The sequence below is a fragment of the Pseudoalteromonas sp. SWYJ118 genome, assembly GCF_015864505.1.
GTDB classification, from domain to species: Bacteria; Pseudomonadota; Gammaproteobacteria; order Enterobacterales; family Alteromonadaceae; genus Pseudoalteromonas; species Pseudoalteromonas arctica.
This window is the reverse complement of the sequence record NZ_JADYXC010000007.1, coordinates 133,243-152,707: the sequence shown is the minus strand read 5'-3', so window position 1 is coordinate 152,707 and position 19,465 is coordinate 133,243. Positions and strand designations below refer to the sequence as shown.

The following is a 19,465-nucleotide window of genomic DNA, read 5'->3' as shown; positions in this document are numbered from 1 at the left end:
AAGCAGTAATTCACTGTCGTTTTATTTACTACCTTATGGCATGCTTATAATTACCTTAATTTTTTGCATTTAGGATCCAAATTCACCATGGCTCAGATCCCCGAAAACCCACTTATTTTAGTTGATGGCTCGTCATATTTATTTCGTGCTTATCATTCTCCGCCGCATTTAACTAATTCTAAAGGTGAAGCTACGGGCGCTATTTATGGCGTGATCAATATGCTTAAAAGCTTGATCAGACAATACGATCCATCACATATGGTGGTTATATTTGATGCTAAAGGTAAAACGTTCCGTAACGATATGTATAGCGAGTATAAGGCAAATCGTCCGCCTATGCCGGATGACTTACGCACTCAAATAGCACCGATACACAGTATTATTAAAGCGATGGGCTTTCCGCTAATTAGTATTGAAGGCGTTGAAGCTGATGATGTTATTGGTACATTTGCACGTATAGCATCAGAGCAAAAACGACATGTACTCGTCTCTACTGGCGATAAAGACATGGCACAGCTTGTTAATGAACACGTTACGCTAATAAACACGATGACTGACAGTATTTCAGATCCCGTTACCGTGGTTGAAAAGTTTGGTGTAGGCCCTGAACTTATTATTGATTACTTAGCATTAATGGGTGATAAGGTCGATAATATTCCGGGTGTTGAAGGCTGTGGTCCTAAAACGGCAGTTAAATGGTTAGAAAAATATGGTTCTCTTCAAGGTGTAATGGATCACGCCAGTGAGATTAAAGGTAAAATAGGCGAAAAGTTAGCAATTGCTCTTGATCATCTGCCTTTAAGCTACGAACTTGCGACAATTAAGTGTGATGTTGAAGTTGAATCTGATCTTGATACATTCAAACTTCAAGAGCCTAACAAAGACGAATTAATTGCATTATATGGTGAGTGCGAATTCCGTCGTTGGTTAGCTGAATTACTTGATAATCCTAAAGATGCTGAAACACATTTAGCTGTACCTACCGAAGCCACTGAATTACCAAAAGTAGAAGATGCTCATTACGAAACTATTTTAACGCAAGTGCAATTTGATACGCTAATAGAGCAATTAAATAGTGCTGAGTTATTTGCATTTGATACTGAAACAACCAGCCTTGATTACATGAAAGCGCAATTGGTGGGTATGAGCTTTGCCGTAAAAGCGGGTGAAGCTGTGTATTTACCGGTAGCGCATGACTACCCAGGTGCGCCTGAGCAATTAAGCCTTGAATTTGTAATGCAAAAGCTAGGTCCAATTTTGGCAGATGAAAACAAAGCTAAAGTAGGGCAAAACCTTAAATATGACAAAAGCGTATTAGCGAATGCAGGCTTTGCATTAAATGGTATTAAGTTTGACACTATGCTTGAGTCGTATGTATTTAATAGTGTAGGCACGCGTCACGATATGGACTCGCTAGCACTTAAATACCTAGGTCATAAAAATATTAGCTTTGAAGATATTGCTGGCAAAGGTAAAAAGCAACTTACCTTTAACCAAATTGAACTTGAAAAAGCAGCGCCTTACGCCGCAGAAGATGCCGATATTACTTTGCGTTTACACGAAGTGCTTTGGCCAAAAATAGCAGCTGATGAAAAGCTAAAATCGGTATTTGAAGATATAGAAATGCCACTTATTAGTGTGATTTCTGATATTGAACGCACCGGTGTTGCGATAGATAGCAATATGCTTGGAGCGCATAGTCAACGTTTAGGTGAGCGTTTAATTGAGCTTGAAAAAGAAGCGTTTGAAATAGCAGGCGAACCATTTAACTTAAGTTCTCCAAAACAGCTACAAGTACTGTTGTTTGAAAAGCTTGGGCTGCCTATTATTAAAAAAACGCCTAAAGGTGCACCTTCTACCGCAGAAGAAGTACTGCAAGAACTTGCTCATGATTATCCGCTACCTAAAGTAATTATAGAGCATCGTGGTTTATCAAAGCTTAAATCAACGTATACCGATAAATTACCATTAATGGTGAATGAGAAAACCCAGCGTGTACATACGTCTTATCATCAGGCAATTACAGCTACGGGGCGCTTGAGTTCAACTGATCCTAATTTACAAAATATTCCTATTCGTTCAGAAGAAGGACGTCGTATTCGTGAAGCGTTTATAGCCGCAGATGGTTATAAAATTGTTGCTGCCGATTATAGTCAAATTGAGCTACGTATTATGGCGCATCTTTCACAAGACAAAGGTCTATTAAATGCATTTGCTAACGGCTTAGATGTACATAGTGCAACTGCCGCTGAAGTATTTGGTGTAGAGCTTGATGATGTAACTACCGATATGCGCCGTAAGGCGAAAGCAGTAAACTTTGGCTTAATTTACGGTATGTCGGCATTTGGTTTAGCACGTCAACTAGATGTGCCACGCCACGAAGCGCAGCATTACATAGATAAATACTTTGAGCGTTTTCCAGGTGTATTAGAGTACATGGAAACAACACGCGAAAAAGCAGCTGAAAATGGCTACGTTGAAACAATATTTGGTCGTCGCCTACATTTACCAGAAATAAACGCACGTAATGGGGCGCGTAGAAAAGGAGCCGAACGTGCTGCTATAAACGCACCAATGCAAGGTACTGCCGCCGATATTATTAAAAAGGCAATGCTGAGCGTTAACCGCTGGGTACACGAACAAGCGCCAAATACAATTAAGCTGCTTATGCAAGTGCACGATGAATTAGTATTTGAAATCAAAACAGACTGCGCACCACAGTACACAAAACACATCTGTGAACTGATGTCGCAAGCTGCTGCGCTAGATGTACCACTTATAGTTGAAGCTGATGAAGGTGACAACTGGGAACAAGCTCATTAATGCAATTTGAGCATTTTAATTAAAGCGCCTTTTGGCGCTTTTTTTATGTTTAATAAAAATGGCGAATAACAGCGATTCAATCAGGTATATGCAAGCTTTAGTTAAAATAAGGTTAATTTAAGCAACTATTTGTATTAAATAGTTATATGTTCGTCAATTCGAGCTGTTTTACAGGAATATGATTGTATTTTAATGCGTGCTTTTGTTAAAGTCCCGCCTGTCCTATCCTGTAGGACATCCTGTTGATGATGCATCTGAAAGGGTGCAACAAATTGATAGCTTCTCCCCAGTTTGCTATACCGGCCTACCAACTTGTTTGGTGGGCCGTTTTTTATTCTATCTTTGAAAATTCTACTATATTGATGCTTTTTGTTGTGCTATTCATTCGTCACTTTGTGGTGGTTTGGGTACATTGCAGGTGATACCATCAAAGCGCTATTATTTTTCATTTTTATTATTTTTCAATTTATCACTAAGGAGTGCGTTATGTTTAAAGCATTAGCTATTGCAGGTTTTTCTTTATCAAGTTTAGTTATCTCTAATGTTGCCCAGGCTAATTGGCAGTTAGTGAATGATAAAAGCCAATTAAGCTTTGTCTCTATAAAAAAGGACTCTGTTGCCGAAGCTCACCACTTTACTAATCTTGAAGGTATGCTTTCTGATAAAGGCGAGTTTAGCGTTAATGTTGATTTAACATCGGCTGAAACCCTAATTCCTATTCGAAATGAGCGTTTAACGGCATTGTTGTTTGAAGCGGCTAAATTCCCCAATGCAGTTTTAACTGCCAATTTAACTAAAGAGCTGAGTAATATTAAAAAGCCTGGTCAATATGTATTGAAAGGCATTAAAGCTGAGCTTGATTTTCATGGTAATAAAAAACCACTAGCTATTGATGTACTTGTTAATAGCACACAAAGTGGCGATTTAACTGTGTCATCATTTACACCTATTATTATTAATAGTGCTGATTTTGGTGTAACGGAAGGTGTTAAACAGCTGCAAAAATTAGCAGGCCTACCTTCAATCGCAACAGCGGTGCCTGTTACGTTTGCAATTACACTTAAAAAGCAGTGATTTCTTTAAGTGAGCTTAGCAAGCAATTAAGCGAGCCAAGCAAACCTTTTGATAGTTGGCAGCCTAACCATTGTGGGGAACTGCCGATTGTCATCAATCATGACGGTAAATGGTTTTACGATGGCAGTGAAATAACACGCCCAGCCATGGTGAAGCTGTTTGCTTCTGTTTTATGTAAAGAAGGTGAGCAATTTTATTTAAAAACACCTGTCGAAAAAGTAATAATAACGGTTGATGATGCGCCGTTTATTATTGTTGATTGGCGTTTTGAAAATACAGCGCAAGGGCAGGTGTTGTGTTGTATTGATAATTTAGCTAGACAGTGGTTGGTGAGCGCCCAGCAGCCTTTAGTTATAAAAGACTATAAAGGCTCAAAAGTACCTTATCTAAAGCTACCTTATGGCTGTAGTGCGCGTGTTGCGCGAAGCGTATATTATCAGTGGGCTGAAAAAGCCGAGTCTGATAAACTCGGCTATTTTATTAAATCTGCAGGAAAGCAGTTTTATTTATCGTAACGCCAGCGTTTAAGCCTCTGGGTTAGTTTCGTCTGTGATTGTTTCATCGGTAGGTGGTACAGCAATAACAGGACCTAAAAACCATTCATCTAGTTTTTTAGCTACTTCTGGTAAACCCGTGCCTTTTAATGATGAAAATGCATGAACTGTAATATCCCCATCAAGCGTGCTTAATTCACGACGAACTTGCAGTACTTGTGATTTACGAGGGCCTTGCTTTAATTTATCGGCTTTAGTTAATAGTGCCAATACTGGAATTTCACTACCAATAGCCCAATTAATTAAATCGCGGTCTAAATCTTTTAATGGATGACGAATATCCATTAAAATAACAATACCTTTTAGGCTTTGACGCTTTTGTAGGTATTCGCCTAGCGATTTTTGCCATTTCTTTTTCATTTCGATTGGTACTTTAGCAAAACCATAGCCTGGTAAATCGATAAGGCGCATATCGTCAACATCAGCTAAATCGAATGTATTGATTAGCTGAGTACGTCCAGGTGTTTTACTTGTACGTGCTAGCTTCTGATCGGTTAATGCATTTAATGCACTCGACTTACCTGCGTTGGAGCGACCGGCAAACGCAACTTCAATTCCCGTATCAGCAGGTAATTTAGTAATGTCGGGAGCGCTTGTTACGAAAGACGCAGTATTATATTTGATACGAGATTTGAGCACAGGCTCTCCTAAAACTTAAATAAATAACGTTGAGTAAACCAAATTCACTCAGGGCGCGTATTTTATACTATAAAGGATGTATTAAAAAGCGTATTTAACCACCTAAAAACAGCACCTATGGTACATTTAAAACATGTTAAAGCTTAATCTAAGTCAAAACCCTGTAAATTATAAGCTTAATATGTGTAGAAAACGTGCCAGAGAATTTATTATCGTGTAGAATATATGTATTACAACATCACGATTGTAGATGATACAGGGTCGGAAACAGAGAATTCACCATGAAAAAAATAGCACTATCTTTAACAATATTGCTTGGTGCGTTGTCAGCAAGCAACGCAACAGCATTTGATGGCGATGTAAACGCAGGTAAAGAAAAATCAGCAACGTGTGCGGCTTGTCACGGCCCAGACGGTAATGCGCCGGTTAATATTTACCCTAAAATTGCAGGTCAACATCCAGATTATATCCTTAAGCAACTTCAGGATTTAAAATTAGGTATGACGTCAGGCGGCAAAGAAGGGCGTATGGATCCAGTAATGAGCGCTATGGCTATGCCACTTAGCGAGCAAGACATGAAAGATCTAGCTGCTTATTTTTCTTCAATGAACATGACTGAAGGTGCTACACCTAAAGATGTTGTTGAAGTTGGCGAGATGCTTTTTAAAGCAGGCGATGCAGAACGTGGAATTCCATCATGTGCAGCATGTCATGGCCCACGTGGTAATGGCTCGTCACTTGCTAAGTTTCCAAAAATTTCTTTTCAGCATCCAGGATATATCAAGGCTCAACTTGAAAAATTCCGTGATGGTACTCGTCATAATGACTTAAATGGCATGATGGGCGATATTGCAAAAAAATTAACAGATAAAGACATCGAAGTACTTTCTCAGTATTTAGGTGGCTTACACTAAAGTCGTATTTATTTAGCAGTTAATAATAAATAAACTACAATGTGTTAAAAAAAGCAGCCTAGGCTGCTTTTTTTGTGTCAAAAATTAACGATATCGTCCGTTTTAATGTAAGACATTGACCATGTCTGGTTGTAAGAAAAGTCTTCTTTTTATTTTTGATTATTGATTAACTTATTGTAATTTATGTTTATTTTTATATCTCAATGTAATAAAGATAATAAAAGTTATATAAACCAGTTGTAACAAAATCATTAACGAGTAAATTAACCACTGTCGCAAAACAACAATAACAAAACGGAAATAACTATCAAGGAAAGTAACGCGGCATGACTACATAGCATAAGATTAGTGCTACTAAAGGAAATAATAAAAAAGTGTCAGGATGACCGAAAATAATAAAAAACTCATGGAAGTTTAATAATAAAAACAAAATGGAATGTAACAAGGAACGTAAAAATAATAACAATACGGACTGATAATAATAAAAATAATAAAGACTAAAAAAAGTCGAAGGGAGAAGTGTCCAGATAATGGCGCTCAGATTAGCAGGCGGTAGAGATGTTTTCTCTACCGCCTTTTTATTTGTCCTGTTACAATACCCACCGTTTAAAACTAGCGATTAATTAGCTAAGGCGCTTTTAAATGAGAGACCCAACCTCTAAGCGCAAACTGAATTCTTCTGGCTAGTCCAGCACTGCGATGCCCATTAATTTGCGCTTCGCTCAAAACCTCTTAAGTGAGATGATCAAGATATGAGTAGAACTAAAAAGTCACGCAAAAGCCCAGCAAACGGACCTGTTCGTTTAAGCCAAGATAAGCTTAAAGAAATGCGCGCATTAAAAGAGCAGCGAGTTAAAAAAACCAAAGGTGCTAAGCCAGGTTCTCGTAACGCGCCAGATTTACTAGATAGCGAAAGCCATAATGCTGGTCACGCGCCGAAAGATAAGCGTGTAGGCAGTAAAAAGCCGGTACCATTAATTGCAACTGCGCCTGAGCCTAAAGTTGAAATGAAACGCAACTTAAAGCCAACTATTGAGCTGAAAAAGGTAATCGAGCCTGAATTTACACCTGAACAAGAGCTAGAAGCACTTGAGAATGACGAGCGTTTACTTAAACTAGTAGAGCGTCATGAAGAAGGTGAAATGCTAACTGGTAAAGATGCTAAGTACTTTAATAGCCGTATTGCTCGCCATCAGGCGTTATGTGAAATTCTTGGTATTGAAGACGAGGATGAAGACGAATTTGAAGATGACCTTGAAGATGATATTGAAAGCAAAGGCAATTCTGATTTCGATCAATACTTATCTGACGATTTAGCCAACGAATGGTTAGATGAAGACGACAAATAGTAAGGATAAATAATGAGTACCGCGGTAATTTTAGCCTTACTTTTAGGCGCTGCTATAATAGTTGGTCTGGCATTTTATGCGGGTCAGTTGCTGTATAAGTTAAATGCGCAAAAAAAGTTAATTGCTAAAACGCAGGCTGAACAAAAGCAAAAGCTTGAGAAGTCGCGTTTAAAGCGAAATGCCAAACTAGCCGATAGTATTCATTTAATTGCGCGTGCAATGAATGAAGAGCAGTGTGAGTTTTCTGAAGGCTGTTTACGTATTTGGGTACTTATGTCTCAATATGGCTTTGAGAGCGAGCGTGATTTAACGACACAATATCCTGGCATTTATAAAATGTACCAGGTAGTTAAAGAAATGCCGACACACGATGCACGTAAAAAATATGCTAAAAAAGAAATTTTTAAGCTAGATAAAGCTCGCTGGCAAGCTGAAGAAACACTTAAAGATGAAGTTAAAGCCGATTGCGCTAAAATTATCATCGAGTTTAAAGCCGCTCCTGGCAGCGATAAAGTGGTTTTTAACTAGCTTTAGTTTTTCGAGCACTCAAAAAAAGCAGACCTTGGTCTGCTTTTTTTATGCGTAAAAATTTTCATACTAATTGCATTAAATTAGTGATCTGCTAAATCACTCGCGAAAAACGCGTCGCATTTATTTGTTTTTGTAAATGAGCGTCAAAGCACATGCAAATAATACGAATGAATAAGTTGCCGCGTGGCGTTACGCTAATTTTATTATCATTTATAGTGACTAGTTCATCTTTTATAAGTGGCGTAAGCGCAATTAACGCATCCTCAAAGTAGTCATTAAATATAAGCGCATGCTTTTCGCTAAAGTCTTGTATATCTAATTCAAACTGGCAAATGAGCTGCTTAATTGCATCAGCACGAATTACATCATCATGCGTTAAGTGCATACCTTTATTAAGAGCACAGCCGATTTGTGTTTCGATGCTGTGGTAATAATGTTTTAATTCTTTTTGATTTTGTAAAATGGCACTGTCAATTTGCGAAATTGATGACACGCCTAAGCCTAATAAATCACAATTTCCATGGGTTGTATAACCTTGAAAATTACGATGTAACTTGCCTTCATTTTGCGCAATAGCTAGTTCGTTATCGGTTTTTGCAAAGTGGTCCATACCAATAAATTGATAGCCTGCTTGCGTCATCTGCTCCAGCGTGTTTTTAAACATAGTGAGTTTATTATGTGCACTGGGTAAATCTGCATCTTTAATCTTACGCTGTGCGGCAAAGCGCTCTGGTAAATGCGCGTAGTTAAACACCGATACTCGGTCAGGGCTTAACTCAATAAGTTGCTCTATAGTTTGCTTAAAGCTCTCTGGCGTTTGCAGAGGAAGCCCGTAAATCATATCTGCATTAATAGATTGAAATCCCAGCTCGCGAGCTTGTGTAATTAATTGCTTGACCGTATCTGCATTTTGCGGGCGATTAACAGCAAGTTGCACGTCGTCGTTAAAGTCTTGAATCCCAAATGAGACACGGTTAAAGCCAAGCATCCTTAAATCAACGAGCATATTATCGGCAAGTGAGCGTGGGTCTATTTCAATGCCGCGCTCTGTTGTGCTTGTAAAATTAAAGTGCTGCTCTAAAAGCTTAATTAGACGAGTCATTTGTTTTGCGGTTAAAAAGGTGGGAGTACCGCCACCTAAATGTAATTGCTCAACCGTGTAGCTTTTAAATAAAGGCGCTTGGGCAGTAATTTCTTTTGCTAAAAAGTCGAGATACGTATCTGCCTTAGATTGATGGCGGGTAATTATTTTATTACAGCCACAGTAGTAGCAAAGCTGACTACAAAACGGGATATGAATATATAGAGAAAGTGAACGGCTCGTTGATGATTCTACAGCGCTAAGTAGGTCTTGTTGTTGATATCCATCACGCAGTGATAGAGCTGTGGGATACGAGGTATAACGCGGGCCAGACACATTATATTTGTTTATTAGGGTTTGATCCCATTGTGGAAGTTTAATCATCACGCGCACCTAAGTATTTATTTAGGGGGTGATTATAAAAAAGTACGCAGTGATGCGGTTTGATCTATAACAAAAAAGGTGCCGAAGCACCTTTTTTAATAAAATATCAATTAATGCGGTCTAATTAATACGTAACAGTATGGGCATCTTTGAGATATTGAAATAACTCTTTATAACCTTTACCCGGCTTTTCAGCTTTCGCTTCTTTTGCCGCATTACGAACCAATTGACGCATTTGCTGACGATCAAGAGACGGAAACTGTTCAATAGTCTCATTGATAAGGTCATCACCTTGTTCAATTAGGTCTGAACGTAATTGCTCAATTTTTTTGACCAATACTTCAGCTTGGTTATTTTTATTAAGCATTACATCGATAATCGCTCTAATAGCGTCAATGTTTTCTACAGTACGCAACGTTTTAGCGATGTAGTTTAAGTGACGGCGGTACGCGTCACTTTTATTACTTATTTTATCAGCAACAACCATTGCCGCTTTTAAATCGTCATTTAATGGCAGGCGTTCGCGCTGTTTTTTACCCATTTTGGCAATTTCAGTACCTAACTGATGAAACTCTTGCGCTTCGCGCTTAAGCTCCGTTCTTGATACATATTCAATTTCTTCTTCAATTTCAGCAGGCTTGCCTTTTTTCTTTGCCATGGGGTGCTCTTAAATAAAAATAACTTTTGCCATTATACATGAATATGATACTTAGGAATATTAGCTGATGTGATGCATTGAGTGTGTTAGCATTTAAATATAAGAAATGCGTGCATTATGCCTCTAAGGCTCAGGACTTAATTTATGAAAAGCCAACAAAACGATCCAATTTATTCTCAAATATCGCAAGTTAAAGATGCGGTAGCAGAAGTACTCGAACATGCTAAAAAATTAGGCGCTACAGCTGCAGAAGCTGCCATGTCTAGCACGTCTGGTTTATCGGTTAGTACACGAATGGGTGAAGTAGAAACCATTGAGTTTAACCAAGATGGCGGCTTAGGCATTAGTGTATATGTTGGTAATAATAAAGGTTCGGCGTCTACGGCTGATTTAAATCCAAAAACATTGCGCATGGTAGTCGAAAAAGCGATTGATATAGCCAAATTCACATCTGATGACCCATTCAACGGCGTTGCTGATAAAGAGTTACTTGAATTTAATCCTAAAGATTTAGATTTATACCATCCTTGGGATGTAAGCCCTGAGGAAGGTATTGAGCTTTGTCATGCTGCAGAGCAAGCTGCACTAAATGCAGATGAGCGTATTGTTAACTCTGATGGTGCGAGTTTTTCATCGCATCAGGGGCTACGTGTTTATGGTAACAGCCATGGTTTGATAACGGGCTTTCCACGTACTCGTCATAGCATTAGTACTATGGTAATAGGTCAAGATGGCGAGCAGATGCAACGCGACTCTGCTTATACTGTTGCACGCGATCAAGCGGGTTTAAATGACGCAGCGGCAGTTGGGCTTGAGGCAGCAGCTGAAACGCTCGCTAAATTAAATAGCCAAAAGTTAGGCACAATGAAAGTGCCTGTTATTTTTAGAGCCGATATTGCAAATTCATTGTTTGGTCACTTAGTGTCGGCTATTGGTGGTGGCGCACTTTATCGTAAATCAAGTTTTTTACTTGATAGCTTAGGCACACAAGTATTTAGTAATTGTGTAAATATTGCTGAGCGCCCACATATTTTAAAAGGGTTGGCATCATCACCGTTTGATAGCGAAGGTGTTAAAACATTCGATAGAGAAATTATTCAAGGCGGCGAGCTACAAACTTATTTATTAGCAAGTTATGCCGCGCGTAAAATGAATATGACCCCAACAGGGCATGCTGGCGGTATACATAACTGGCTCGTTGAGCAAACTCATAACGATTTAACTGCACTATTAAAAACGATGGGCACTGGCTTATTAGTAACAGAGCTAATGGGGCAGGGCGTAAATACAGTAACGGGTGATTACTCTCGTGGTGCTGCTGGTTTTTGGGTTGAAAATGGTGAAATCCAATATCCTGTAAGCGAAATTACCATTGCTGGTAATTTAAAAGATATGTTTAAAGGCATATCTGCTATTGGTGGTGACATAGAACGCCGTGGTGGTATTCAAACTGGCTCAGTATTAATAGAGCAAATGCAAATAGCCGGCGCGTAGTATTAATACGCAGTGTATACTTAGACCTAGAGTATTATCTCTGGGTCTAAGTGAGCTTTTACGAGGTGTAAAATGGCTAAAGATAGATATGCACCAAAACCGCTAACCGATATTATGGCGGGGTTAAATAATCGTTTATCGGCTTATGCAGGCAAAAGCCAAGCACTTGATACACAGCAAACCTTATTAAAAGATTTTTTAGGTCCTAAGTTGGGTGATAAATGCCGAGTCAGTAATTACCGAGACGGTACGCTAATGATAGAGGCGGTATCTGCACCTATCGCGCTTAGGCTTAATTATTTAAAAATGGATATGCTTTCACATTTTAGAGCCGCTGGAATGGCAGAGCTCGGGCAAATAAAAATAACTGCAAATCCTCAAGCAACTCAGAGATTAAGCACAGCGAATAAGTCGGGTAGTCCTGCAGTTACCAACTCACGTAAAATGAGTGAGCAAACAGCTGATTACTTAAACGCGATAGCATCTTCTGCACCCCCTTCTTTAAAAGAAAAACTAGAGCGTTTAGCGCTTCACGGAAAAAATAAAAGTAAGTCTTAACTACCCACCATCTTGTTATTGGTGGGGCTAATTTGGCTGCTCACCGCATTCAAAATACTTTGTTACATATTCCATTTTATTGTTGGCTTAATGAGGTTTATGATGCTGCGTGGGCTTTATATTGATCGAAAGCTCTTTGATACCCATTCCATTAAGTAAAAGCGTGTAGGCAGTGCTATTTTTACTCCTGCTATATTCAAGAATTTAATGGAGTTGGTATGTGATACCAACCTGCATAAGTCTTTGATCAATTTAACGAATTAAATTGCACTATAACGTCGTTAAAAATTTTTTATTTAGAGCAACTAGATACAAAAACTTTTGCCTGGTTCTAGCGTAATTTTCTTAACGTTAAATAGACCCCATATATAAGCAGATTGGTATGATTCAATTCTAACTAACAAACGGAATAATTATGAATAAAGTAACAATGGCTGCTGCAAGTATCGCACTTGCGCTTGGCTTGGTAGGTTGTGGTGAAAAACAACAAGAAACAAAAGTAACCGACACTCCAGTAGTAACAGCACCCGCTGAAAAACCACTAGAGCTTGGTATTGAATTAGCTAATATGGATAGTTCAGTACGCGCACAAGACGATTTTTACTACCATGTAAATGGTCAGTGGTTAGCTAAAACTGAAATACCAGGTGATAAATCTAACTACGGTTCTTTTTCGCAGTTATATGATGAGTCGCAAAAAGCGATGAAAATAGCCCTTGAAAGTGCAGCTGCAAACAAAGCCGCTAAAAAAGGCAGTGATGAGTATAAAATTGGTGCATTTTATAAAAGCTATATGAATAAAGATGCGCGTAATGAGCTAGGTATTACGCCATTACAACCGTCATTAGATACAATTGATAGCGTTAAATCTAAAGCTGATTTAGTGGGTTTAATGGCTAAAATTCAAAAACAAGGCGGTACTTTACCGTTTGGTTGGTTTGTAAATAACGATGCTAAAAACTCAAGTGAGTATGCATTGTATTTATCTCAGTCGGGTCTTGGTTTACCAGATCGTGACTATTACTTAAAAGATGACGAAAAATTCACTAAAATTCGCGCTTCTTACGAGCAATACATCACTGATGTTTTAGCTAAGTCAGGCGTTAAAAATGCAGCAGAAGCTGCTAAGAGCGTACTTGCATTTGAAAAAACACTAGCTGATGCTCAGTGGAGCCGTGTGCAAAGCCGTGATGCAACTAAATCTTATAACAAGATGACAGTAGCAGATGCAAGCAAGTTGATGGGTGACCTTGATTTAGCTGCATTCTTTAAAGATGCAGGCGTGAGTGCAAGTGACATTATTGTACGTCAACCAAGCTACTTAGAAGCACTTGCTACTATTTACAAAGACACTGATTTAGCGACGTGGAAAAACTACTTAAAATTTCATTTTGTAAGTGGTTATGCAGAGCTACTTAGTGAAGATTTAGTTAACCTTAACTTTGACTTTTACAGCACAACACTTCGTGGCGTAGAAGAACAAGCACCTCTTTGGAAGCAAGCGGTTGATGCATCTAACAGTGTACTTGGTGAAATATTAGGTAAGGTATACGTTAAAGATAACTTCCCGCCAGAAGCAAAAGCACGCATGGAAGAATTAGTTGATAACGTAATTAAAGGTTACGGTGTTGCTATTGAAAATCTTGAGTGGATGAGCCCTGAAACAAAGCTTGCAGCGAAAGAAAAACTAGACAAATTTACACCTAAAATTGGTTACCCAGACACGTGGAAAGATTACTCAGAGCTGGATATTAACTCAGATGAGCTAGTAGGTAACTACATTCGTTATAGCGAATGGGCATACGCAGACATGATTGCTAAATTGGGTAAACCAGTTGATCGCTCTGAGTGGCACATGACTCCGCAAACAGTAAATGCGTATTACAATCCAGTAAACAACGAAATTGTATTTCCAGCAGCTATTTTACAACCGCCATTCTTTAATTTAGAAGCGGATGATGCTGTAAACTACGGCGCAATTGGTGCAGTAATTGGGCATGAGCTTGGTCATGGTTTTGACGACCAAGGTGCTAAATACGACGGTGATGGCAACTTACGTAACTGGTGGAGTGAGACTGACCTTAAGCAATTTGAAGAGCGTACAGCGGCTTTAGTTGCACAGTATAACGAATATAAACCGTTTGAAGATGCAAGTGTTAATGGCGAGCTAACGCTTGGCGAAAACATTGGTGACTTAGGTGGCTTAACGGTTGCGCATAAAGCGTATATGCTGTCTTTAGGTGATAAAAAATCACCAGTGATTGATGGTTACACAGGCGATCAACGCTTCTTTATGGGTTGGTCACAAATTTGGCGTCGTAACTATCGCGATGAAGAGTTACGTAATCGTTTATTAACAGACCCTCATTCACCAAGTCACTACCGTGTAATCGGTATCTTGTCGAATATGCCTGAGTTTTACGAAGCGTTTGACGTAAAAGAAGGTGATAAAATGTATATCAAACCAGAAGATCGCGTAAAAATTTGGTAATTTACTAAATAGACTGATTTAAAGTTAATAAAAAACCAGTAAGTTTTTAGCTTACTGGTTTTTTTGTATCTTGAATTTGTAAATAACCTGAACTATGGATAATAAATCTACCTCAAGCAGCTATTTTCAGCGCTAACTGCGTTGAATTTACTTGCAATAGGCCAGCTATTGACGCGTAAATTCGCCTTGTTTTCACTAAAAATCTCTGACTAGAGAAAATAAATTTAAATATCACCATGATTCAATACGTTAATAAATCTCTTAACCAGAGTTCAGGTTAAATAAGCTTTAGCTCATTAAGTATTGGTGCATCCATTTTTTGTTACTGAGTATGTTTTTATAAAGCGCGAGTTGGTTTTGTGCTCGCTCTAAATTATGCTCTGCATGAGCCACTTTAAAGTACACATCGTTATTTAGGTAATCAGTTAAAAAGCGTACACTTAACATAAGCGGCATTATTTTAGCGCCTAGCAGCAGGCTTTCTTGTTCTTTTGTACTCATGCTACTTTTTAATGGCGTTACATAGCCTTTAACAATGGCTGAAAATATATCTTTTCGAATAATAACGTTGTGTAAGTTTGTTGAATCCTCGGCTTCGGGGGAGCAGAAAGTGCGTACCATGTCGCCAAAATCATAAAGCCTAAATCCCGCCATGCAGGTATCTAAATCAATCACTGCTTTTGCTTTGTGAGTTGCACTACAAAACAGCATATTATTTATTTTTGTATCGTTATGACACACTCTAAGCGGTATCTGCTTGGCAATGTTGCTAAGCTCGGTAATTAAATGCTGCTGCGATAAGCAATATTCTATTTCGTCAGCGCAGTGCTTTACTCTATTTACAGAGTTATTTGTGATTGCGGTATTTAATTGCTCAAAGCGCATCGCTAAGTTATGAAAATCAGGAATTACAGAGTGTAGTTGTTGTGCATCAAAATCTTGTAATGCATGAGCAAATACGCCAAAGGCATAGGCTGCTTGCTCGCTCTGTTGCGCATTTTTAACAACGTCTTCGCTGTAACTGTCACTAATATAGTTAAGGATACGATAGTACGCGCTATCAATTTTTATTAAGCGCTCGTCGCTTTGTGTCGCTATATGTTTGATTATTTCAAGAGGGTAATTATTTTGCAGTTGTTTAGCATTTAGATGCTGCTCAATTAGTTTTGCATTACTTACTAACTGAGCAGGGTTTTTAAATACTTCAATATTAAGTTTTTGCACAATAAACTGTTTATCAATACATCTAAGTAGCCATGTACTATTTATATGACCGCTACCAATTACACTAACTTGAGTTAACTCAGGGGGCAGTGCTAACAGTTCGCTTAGCTTATTTTGTATTGAGATGTTCATTGTGCTCACTTATGCCCATTTATTATGCGTATCGGGCTACTATTTTCTCGATAATTTCAGCATTAGCTTCAGGAAAATCATAATTTTCTAATTCACTAATTGCTACCCATTCACTAGGTTGTCCTTCAGCGCCATGTGCTTCACCGCTAAAGTTACTCACTACGTGCACATCTAATTTAACGCACTTATCGCCGTAGTCATGTTCAATCACCATAAGTTGGCTAGAGCTGTGAATTGTTAATCCAACTTCTTCAATAAGCTCGCGTTTAAGTGCAACAAAAACACTTTCACCTGCTTCTACTTTGCCACCAGGAAATTCCCATAAACCGCCTTGATGTTGTTCATCTGCGCGTTTACAAATGAATATAGCGTTATTTTTCTTAATAACACCAACAGCTACATGTACAATTTCTATAGTCATTACTTTAAAACTCCATAAAAAAAAGCGACGCTAGCGCCGCTTTTTAATAAGCTAATAACAATACTGGGCTATTTTAATTTACCGCAACATTGTTTGAATTTTTGACCTGATTTACAAGGACAAGGGTCATTACGACCTACTTTTGGTTCTGTACGAGCCATTACAGTAGCTGTTTCTGGTGCTGGCGCTTCGCCACCTACTTGCTCAGCTTCTTCATGTTGGTATTCGCGAGGAGCATTTTCACTTTTACGGTGTTGCTCTTCTACTTTTTCAACATCTTCTTCTGCGCGTACTTGTACTTTACTTAGGATGCTTACAACATCTACTTTCAAGTTTTCAAGCATTTCAGAAAACAGCTCAAACGATTCACGCTTATACTCTTGCTTAGGATTCTTTTGCGCGTAACCACGTAAATGAATACCTTGACGTAAGTGATCCATAGCAGCAAGGTGATCTTTCCAATGCTGATCAAGACTTTGTAGCATAATCGCTTTTTCGAATTGACGTAAAACAGAATCGCCAACTTGCTCTTCTTTTTGCTTGTATGACTGCTCAACCGCCTGCTCAATACGCTCACGAAGTTTTTCTTCGTATAGTTTATTGTCATCTGCTAACCACTGAGTGATTGGCAACTCAAGTAAGAAGTCTTGTTTTAAACGCTCTTCAAGGCCAGGAATATCCCACATTTCAGCAAGGCTTTGTGGTGCAATGTATTGATCAATTACACTAGCAAGAACATCACCACGAATTGCTGTGATAGTCTCTGAAATATCGCCTTCTTCAAGTAGCTCATTACGTTGAGAGTAAACAACGCGACGTTGATCGTTTGCTACATCATCGTACTCAAGCAATTGCTTACGAACATCAAAGTTACGTGCTTCTACTTTACGCTGTGCATTTTCAATCGCACGGTTTACCCATGGATGTTCAATTGCTTCACCGCGTTGCATACCTAGTTTACGCATCATATTAGTCATGCGTTCACCAGCGAAGATACGCATTAGTGCATCGTCCATCGATAGGTAGAAACGACTAGAACCGGCGTCACCTTGACGACCAGAACGACCACGTAATTGGTTATCTATACGACGAGATTCGTGACGTTCAGTACCAATGATATGTAAACCGCCAGCATCAATTACCGCATCATGGCGAATTTTCCAAGCAGCTTTAATTTCAGCAATTTGCTCAGCAGTTGGGTTTTCAAGTTTTTCAACTTCACTGTTCCAGTTACCACCTAACACGATATCGGTACCACGACCGGCCATGTTGGTTGCAATTGTTACTGTACCTGGTAGGCCAGCATCTGAAACGATATCTGCTTCTTGTGCATGAAATTTGGCATTAAGTACGTTGTGCTTAATTTTTTCTTTGCGTAAAAACTGCGATAAATACTCAGAGCTTTCAATTGAAATAGTACCTACAAGTACCGGTTGTCCGCGGTCTTGACAGTCTTTAATGTCAATTAAAATTGCTTCGTATTTTTCTTCTTGTGTTAGGTAAACTAAGTCGGCGCGATCATCACGAACCATTGGCTTATTAGTTGGCATAACAACAGTATCTAGGCCGTAGATAGATTGAAACTCAAAAGCTTCAGTATCGGCAGTACCTGTCATACCTGCTAATGTTTCGTATAAACGGAAGTAGTTTTGGAACGTAATAGATGCAAGTGTTTGGTTTTCGTTCTGAATATTTACACCTTCTTTAGCTTCAACAGCTTGGTGTAAACCTTCTGACCAACGACGACCTTCCATTGAACGACCAGTATGCTCATCGATAATGATTACTTCGTTTTCTTTTACTACGTAATCAACATCTTTTTGGTATAGCTTGTGGGCACGAAGGGCGGCATAAACGTGACTTAGTAGCGTAATGCTTGCTGCTGAGTAAAGCGAATCGCCTTCTTCAATTAAGCCGCGTTCAGTAAGTAGCTCTTCTACTTTAATTTGACCACGTTCTGTTAAATGAACTTGCTTAGACTTTTCATCAATAGTGTAATCGCCGTCGCCTTCAACACCTTCTTCGTCTTCTTTTTCTTGAAGTTCAAGTAAAGGAACGATGGTATTTATTTCAGTGTATAGCTCAGAGCTGTCCTCAGCTGGGCCTGAAATAATAAGCGGAGTACGCGCTTCATCAATTAAGATTGAATCCACTTCATCGACTACGGCATAAAATAATGGACGCTGAACACGTTCATCAATGCTAAAAGCCATATTATCGCGAAGGTAGTCAAAACCAAATTCGTTATTTGTACCGTACGTAATGTCAGCAGTATAAGCTAGCTTCTTCTGCTGTGGCATCATACCCGGTACGTTACAGCCTACAGTAAGGCCTAAAAATTCAAATAACGCACGGTTGGTTTCAGCATCACGTTTAGCAAGGTAGTCATTCACAGTAATTACGTGAACACCTTTGCCTGTTAAGCCGTTTAAATAAGCGGGTAGGGTAGCTGTTAGTGTTTTACCTTCACCGGTACGCATTTCTGCAATGCGACCTTGATGTAAAACCATACCACCTAATAACTGCACGTCGAAATGACGCATGCCATTTACACGCTTTGACGCTTCACGTACCACAGCAAAAGCTTCAGGTAGGATATCGTCAAGGCCTTGTCCGTTATCGTAACGTTCTCTAAACTCAGCTGTTTTAGCTCTTAAATCTTCATCAGAAAGCGCTTCAAGTTGCGTTTCTAGCGCATTGATTAGCGCGACCGTCTTTCTTAAGTTTTTAATAGTGCGGTCATTGCGACTACCAAAAAGCTTGGTAAATAAATTAGATATCATGATAAAACCGTTACAATGTATTCTTTGTCAGCCGAGTATCGGCTAACCCATTTTTAACAATTGGTAATTAATATGTGCTTTTAAATAACACTTAGAACATATTAATTAGCAATATTGTATTAAACCGCTCAAAAAGCACTGTTTATTACGTGCGCTACTATACCAGACTCTGCCAAACAACAAACTATCTCAATAAAAAGATCTGTGTATAAAATCGAAAAATTTGATCTGGTTCGTAAAAATAACTTTGTATTACTCAATTACAGTAAAAATAGTAGCGAACTGTAAAGATATGGTGCTAAATAAATTAAAAACAAGGGTTATAGCTGCGCTTAAGTTTGACGCTTAAACACAG

At 38.8% G+C, this 19,465-nt stretch carries 15 protein-coding genes; 9 read left to right on the top strand and 6 right to left on the bottom strand.

Features of this window, described 5'->3' with window-relative positions; genetic code table 11:
- Positions 1-87 precede the first annotated feature (87 nt).
- The 3 genes from polA to I6F48_RS09420 all read left to right on the top strand — a co-directional run bounded on the left by polA (position 88) and on the right by I6F48_RS09420 (position 4,412).
- Positions 88-2,823, top strand: coding sequence for a DNA polymerase I (gene polA / locus I6F48_RS09430; protein ID WP_165728094.1), 2,736 nt, complete (start codon positions 88-90; stop codon positions 2,821-2,823).
- A 486-nt stretch (positions 2,824-3,309) separates the two neighbouring features.
- Positions 3,310-3,897: a YceI family protein gene (locus I6F48_RS09425; protein ID WP_197119292.1), complete on the top strand. Its 588-nt coding sequence runs from the start codon at positions 3,310-3,312 to the stop codon at positions 3,895-3,897.
- The gene (locus tag I6F48_RS09420; RefSeq protein WP_197119291.1) at positions 3,894-4,412 is read left to right on the top strand and encodes a DUF1285 domain-containing protein; all 519 of its coding nucleotides are present in this window, start codon (positions 3,894-3,896) and stop codon (positions 4,410-4,412) included. The genes I6F48_RS09425 and I6F48_RS09420 overlap by 4 nt, the downstream gene beginning before the upstream one ends.
- 9 nt (positions 4,413-4,421) lie before the next feature.
- Here the strand turns inward: I6F48_RS09420 and yihA are convergent, their stop codons facing one another.
- On the bottom strand, positions 4,422-5,090 hold the full coding sequence (gene yihA, locus I6F48_RS09415; RefSeq protein ID WP_007377272.1) for a ribosome biogenesis GTP-binding protein YihA/YsxC: 669 nt from the start codon (positions 5,088-5,090) through the stop codon (positions 4,422-4,424).
- Between the two features lie 281 nt (positions 5,091-5,371).
- Between yihA and I6F48_RS09410 the strand changes: the two genes are divergently transcribed.
- The 3 genes from I6F48_RS09410 to I6F48_RS09400 all read left to right on the top strand — a co-directional run bounded on the left by I6F48_RS09410 (position 5,372) and on the right by I6F48_RS09400 (position 7,881).
- Positions 5,372-6,004, top strand: a complete 633-nt coding sequence (locus I6F48_RS09410; RefSeq protein ID WP_007582080.1) for a c-type cytochrome — start codon at positions 5,372-5,374, stop codon at positions 6,002-6,004.
- A 752-nt stretch (positions 6,005-6,756) separates the two neighbouring features.
- The gene (yihI, locus tag I6F48_RS09405) at positions 6,757-7,353 is read left to right on the top strand and encodes a Der GTPase-activating protein YihI (protein WP_007582074.1); all 597 of its coding nucleotides are present in this window, start codon (positions 6,757-6,759) and stop codon (positions 7,351-7,353) included.
- Between the two features lie 12 nt (positions 7,354-7,365).
- Positions 7,366-7,881, top strand: a complete 516-nt coding sequence (locus tag I6F48_RS09400; RefSeq protein WP_010553820.1) for a DUF2489 domain-containing protein — start codon at positions 7,366-7,368, stop codon at positions 7,879-7,881.
- A 94-nt stretch (positions 7,882-7,975) separates the two neighbouring features.
- On the opposite strand, the gene hemN is transcribed toward I6F48_RS09400, so the two are convergent.
- Together hemN and yjgA are read right to left on the bottom strand one after the other, a co-directional pair.
- On the bottom strand, positions 7,976-9,349 hold the full coding sequence (gene hemN, locus I6F48_RS09395) for an oxygen-independent coproporphyrinogen III oxidase (RefSeq protein ID WP_165728096.1): 1,374 nt from the start codon (positions 9,347-9,349) through the stop codon (positions 7,976-7,978).
- A gap of 124 nt (positions 9,350-9,473) precedes the next feature.
- Positions 9,474-10,007 (bottom strand): ribosome biogenesis factor YjgA, encoded by a 534-nt coding sequence (gene yjgA, locus I6F48_RS09390; protein ID WP_007582068.1) that lies wholly within the window; start codon positions 10,005-10,007, stop codon positions 9,474-9,476.
- A 144-nt stretch (positions 10,008-10,151) separates the two neighbouring features.
- Between yjgA and pmbA the strand changes: the two genes are divergently transcribed.
- The 3 genes from pmbA to I6F48_RS09375 all read left to right on the top strand — a co-directional run bounded on the left by pmbA (position 10,152) and on the right by I6F48_RS09375 (position 14,550).
- Positions 10,152-11,501: a metalloprotease PmbA gene (gene pmbA / locus I6F48_RS09385; RefSeq protein ID WP_007582066.1), complete on the top strand. Its 1,350-nt coding sequence runs from the start codon at positions 10,152-10,154 to the stop codon at positions 11,499-11,501.
- 72 nt (positions 11,502-11,573) lie between these two features.
- Positions 11,574-12,059, top strand: coding sequence for a DUF721 domain-containing protein (locus I6F48_RS09380; RefSeq protein WP_024589904.1), 486 nt, complete (start codon positions 11,574-11,576; stop codon positions 12,057-12,059).
- 415 nt (positions 12,060-12,474) lie between these two features.
- On the top strand, positions 12,475-14,550 hold the full coding sequence (locus tag I6F48_RS09375; RefSeq protein WP_010553817.1) for a M13 family metallopeptidase: 2,076 nt from the start codon (positions 12,475-12,477) through the stop codon (positions 14,548-14,550).
- A 288-nt stretch (positions 14,551-14,838) separates the two neighbouring features.
- Here I6F48_RS09375 and I6F48_RS09370 read toward each other — a convergent pair whose 3' ends face one another.
- The 3 genes from I6F48_RS09370 to secA form a co-directional block, all read right to left on the bottom strand.
- The gene (locus I6F48_RS09370) at positions 14,839-15,906 is read right to left on the bottom strand and encodes a phosphotransferase enzyme family protein (protein WP_197119290.1); all 1,068 of its coding nucleotides are present in this window, start codon (positions 15,904-15,906) and stop codon (positions 14,839-14,841) included.
- Between the two features lie 22 nt (positions 15,907-15,928).
- Positions 15,929-16,327: an 8-oxo-dGTP diphosphatase MutT gene (gene mutT, locus I6F48_RS09365; RefSeq protein ID WP_007582062.1), complete on the bottom strand. Its 399-nt coding sequence runs from the start codon at positions 16,325-16,327 to the stop codon at positions 15,929-15,931.
- A gap of 68 nt (positions 16,328-16,395) precedes the next feature.
- Positions 16,396-19,110, bottom strand: coding sequence for a preprotein translocase subunit SecA (gene secA / locus I6F48_RS09360; RefSeq protein WP_007582061.1), 2,715 nt, complete (start codon positions 19,108-19,110; stop codon positions 16,396-16,398).
- Between the last annotated feature and the right edge of the window lie 355 nt (positions 19,111-19,465).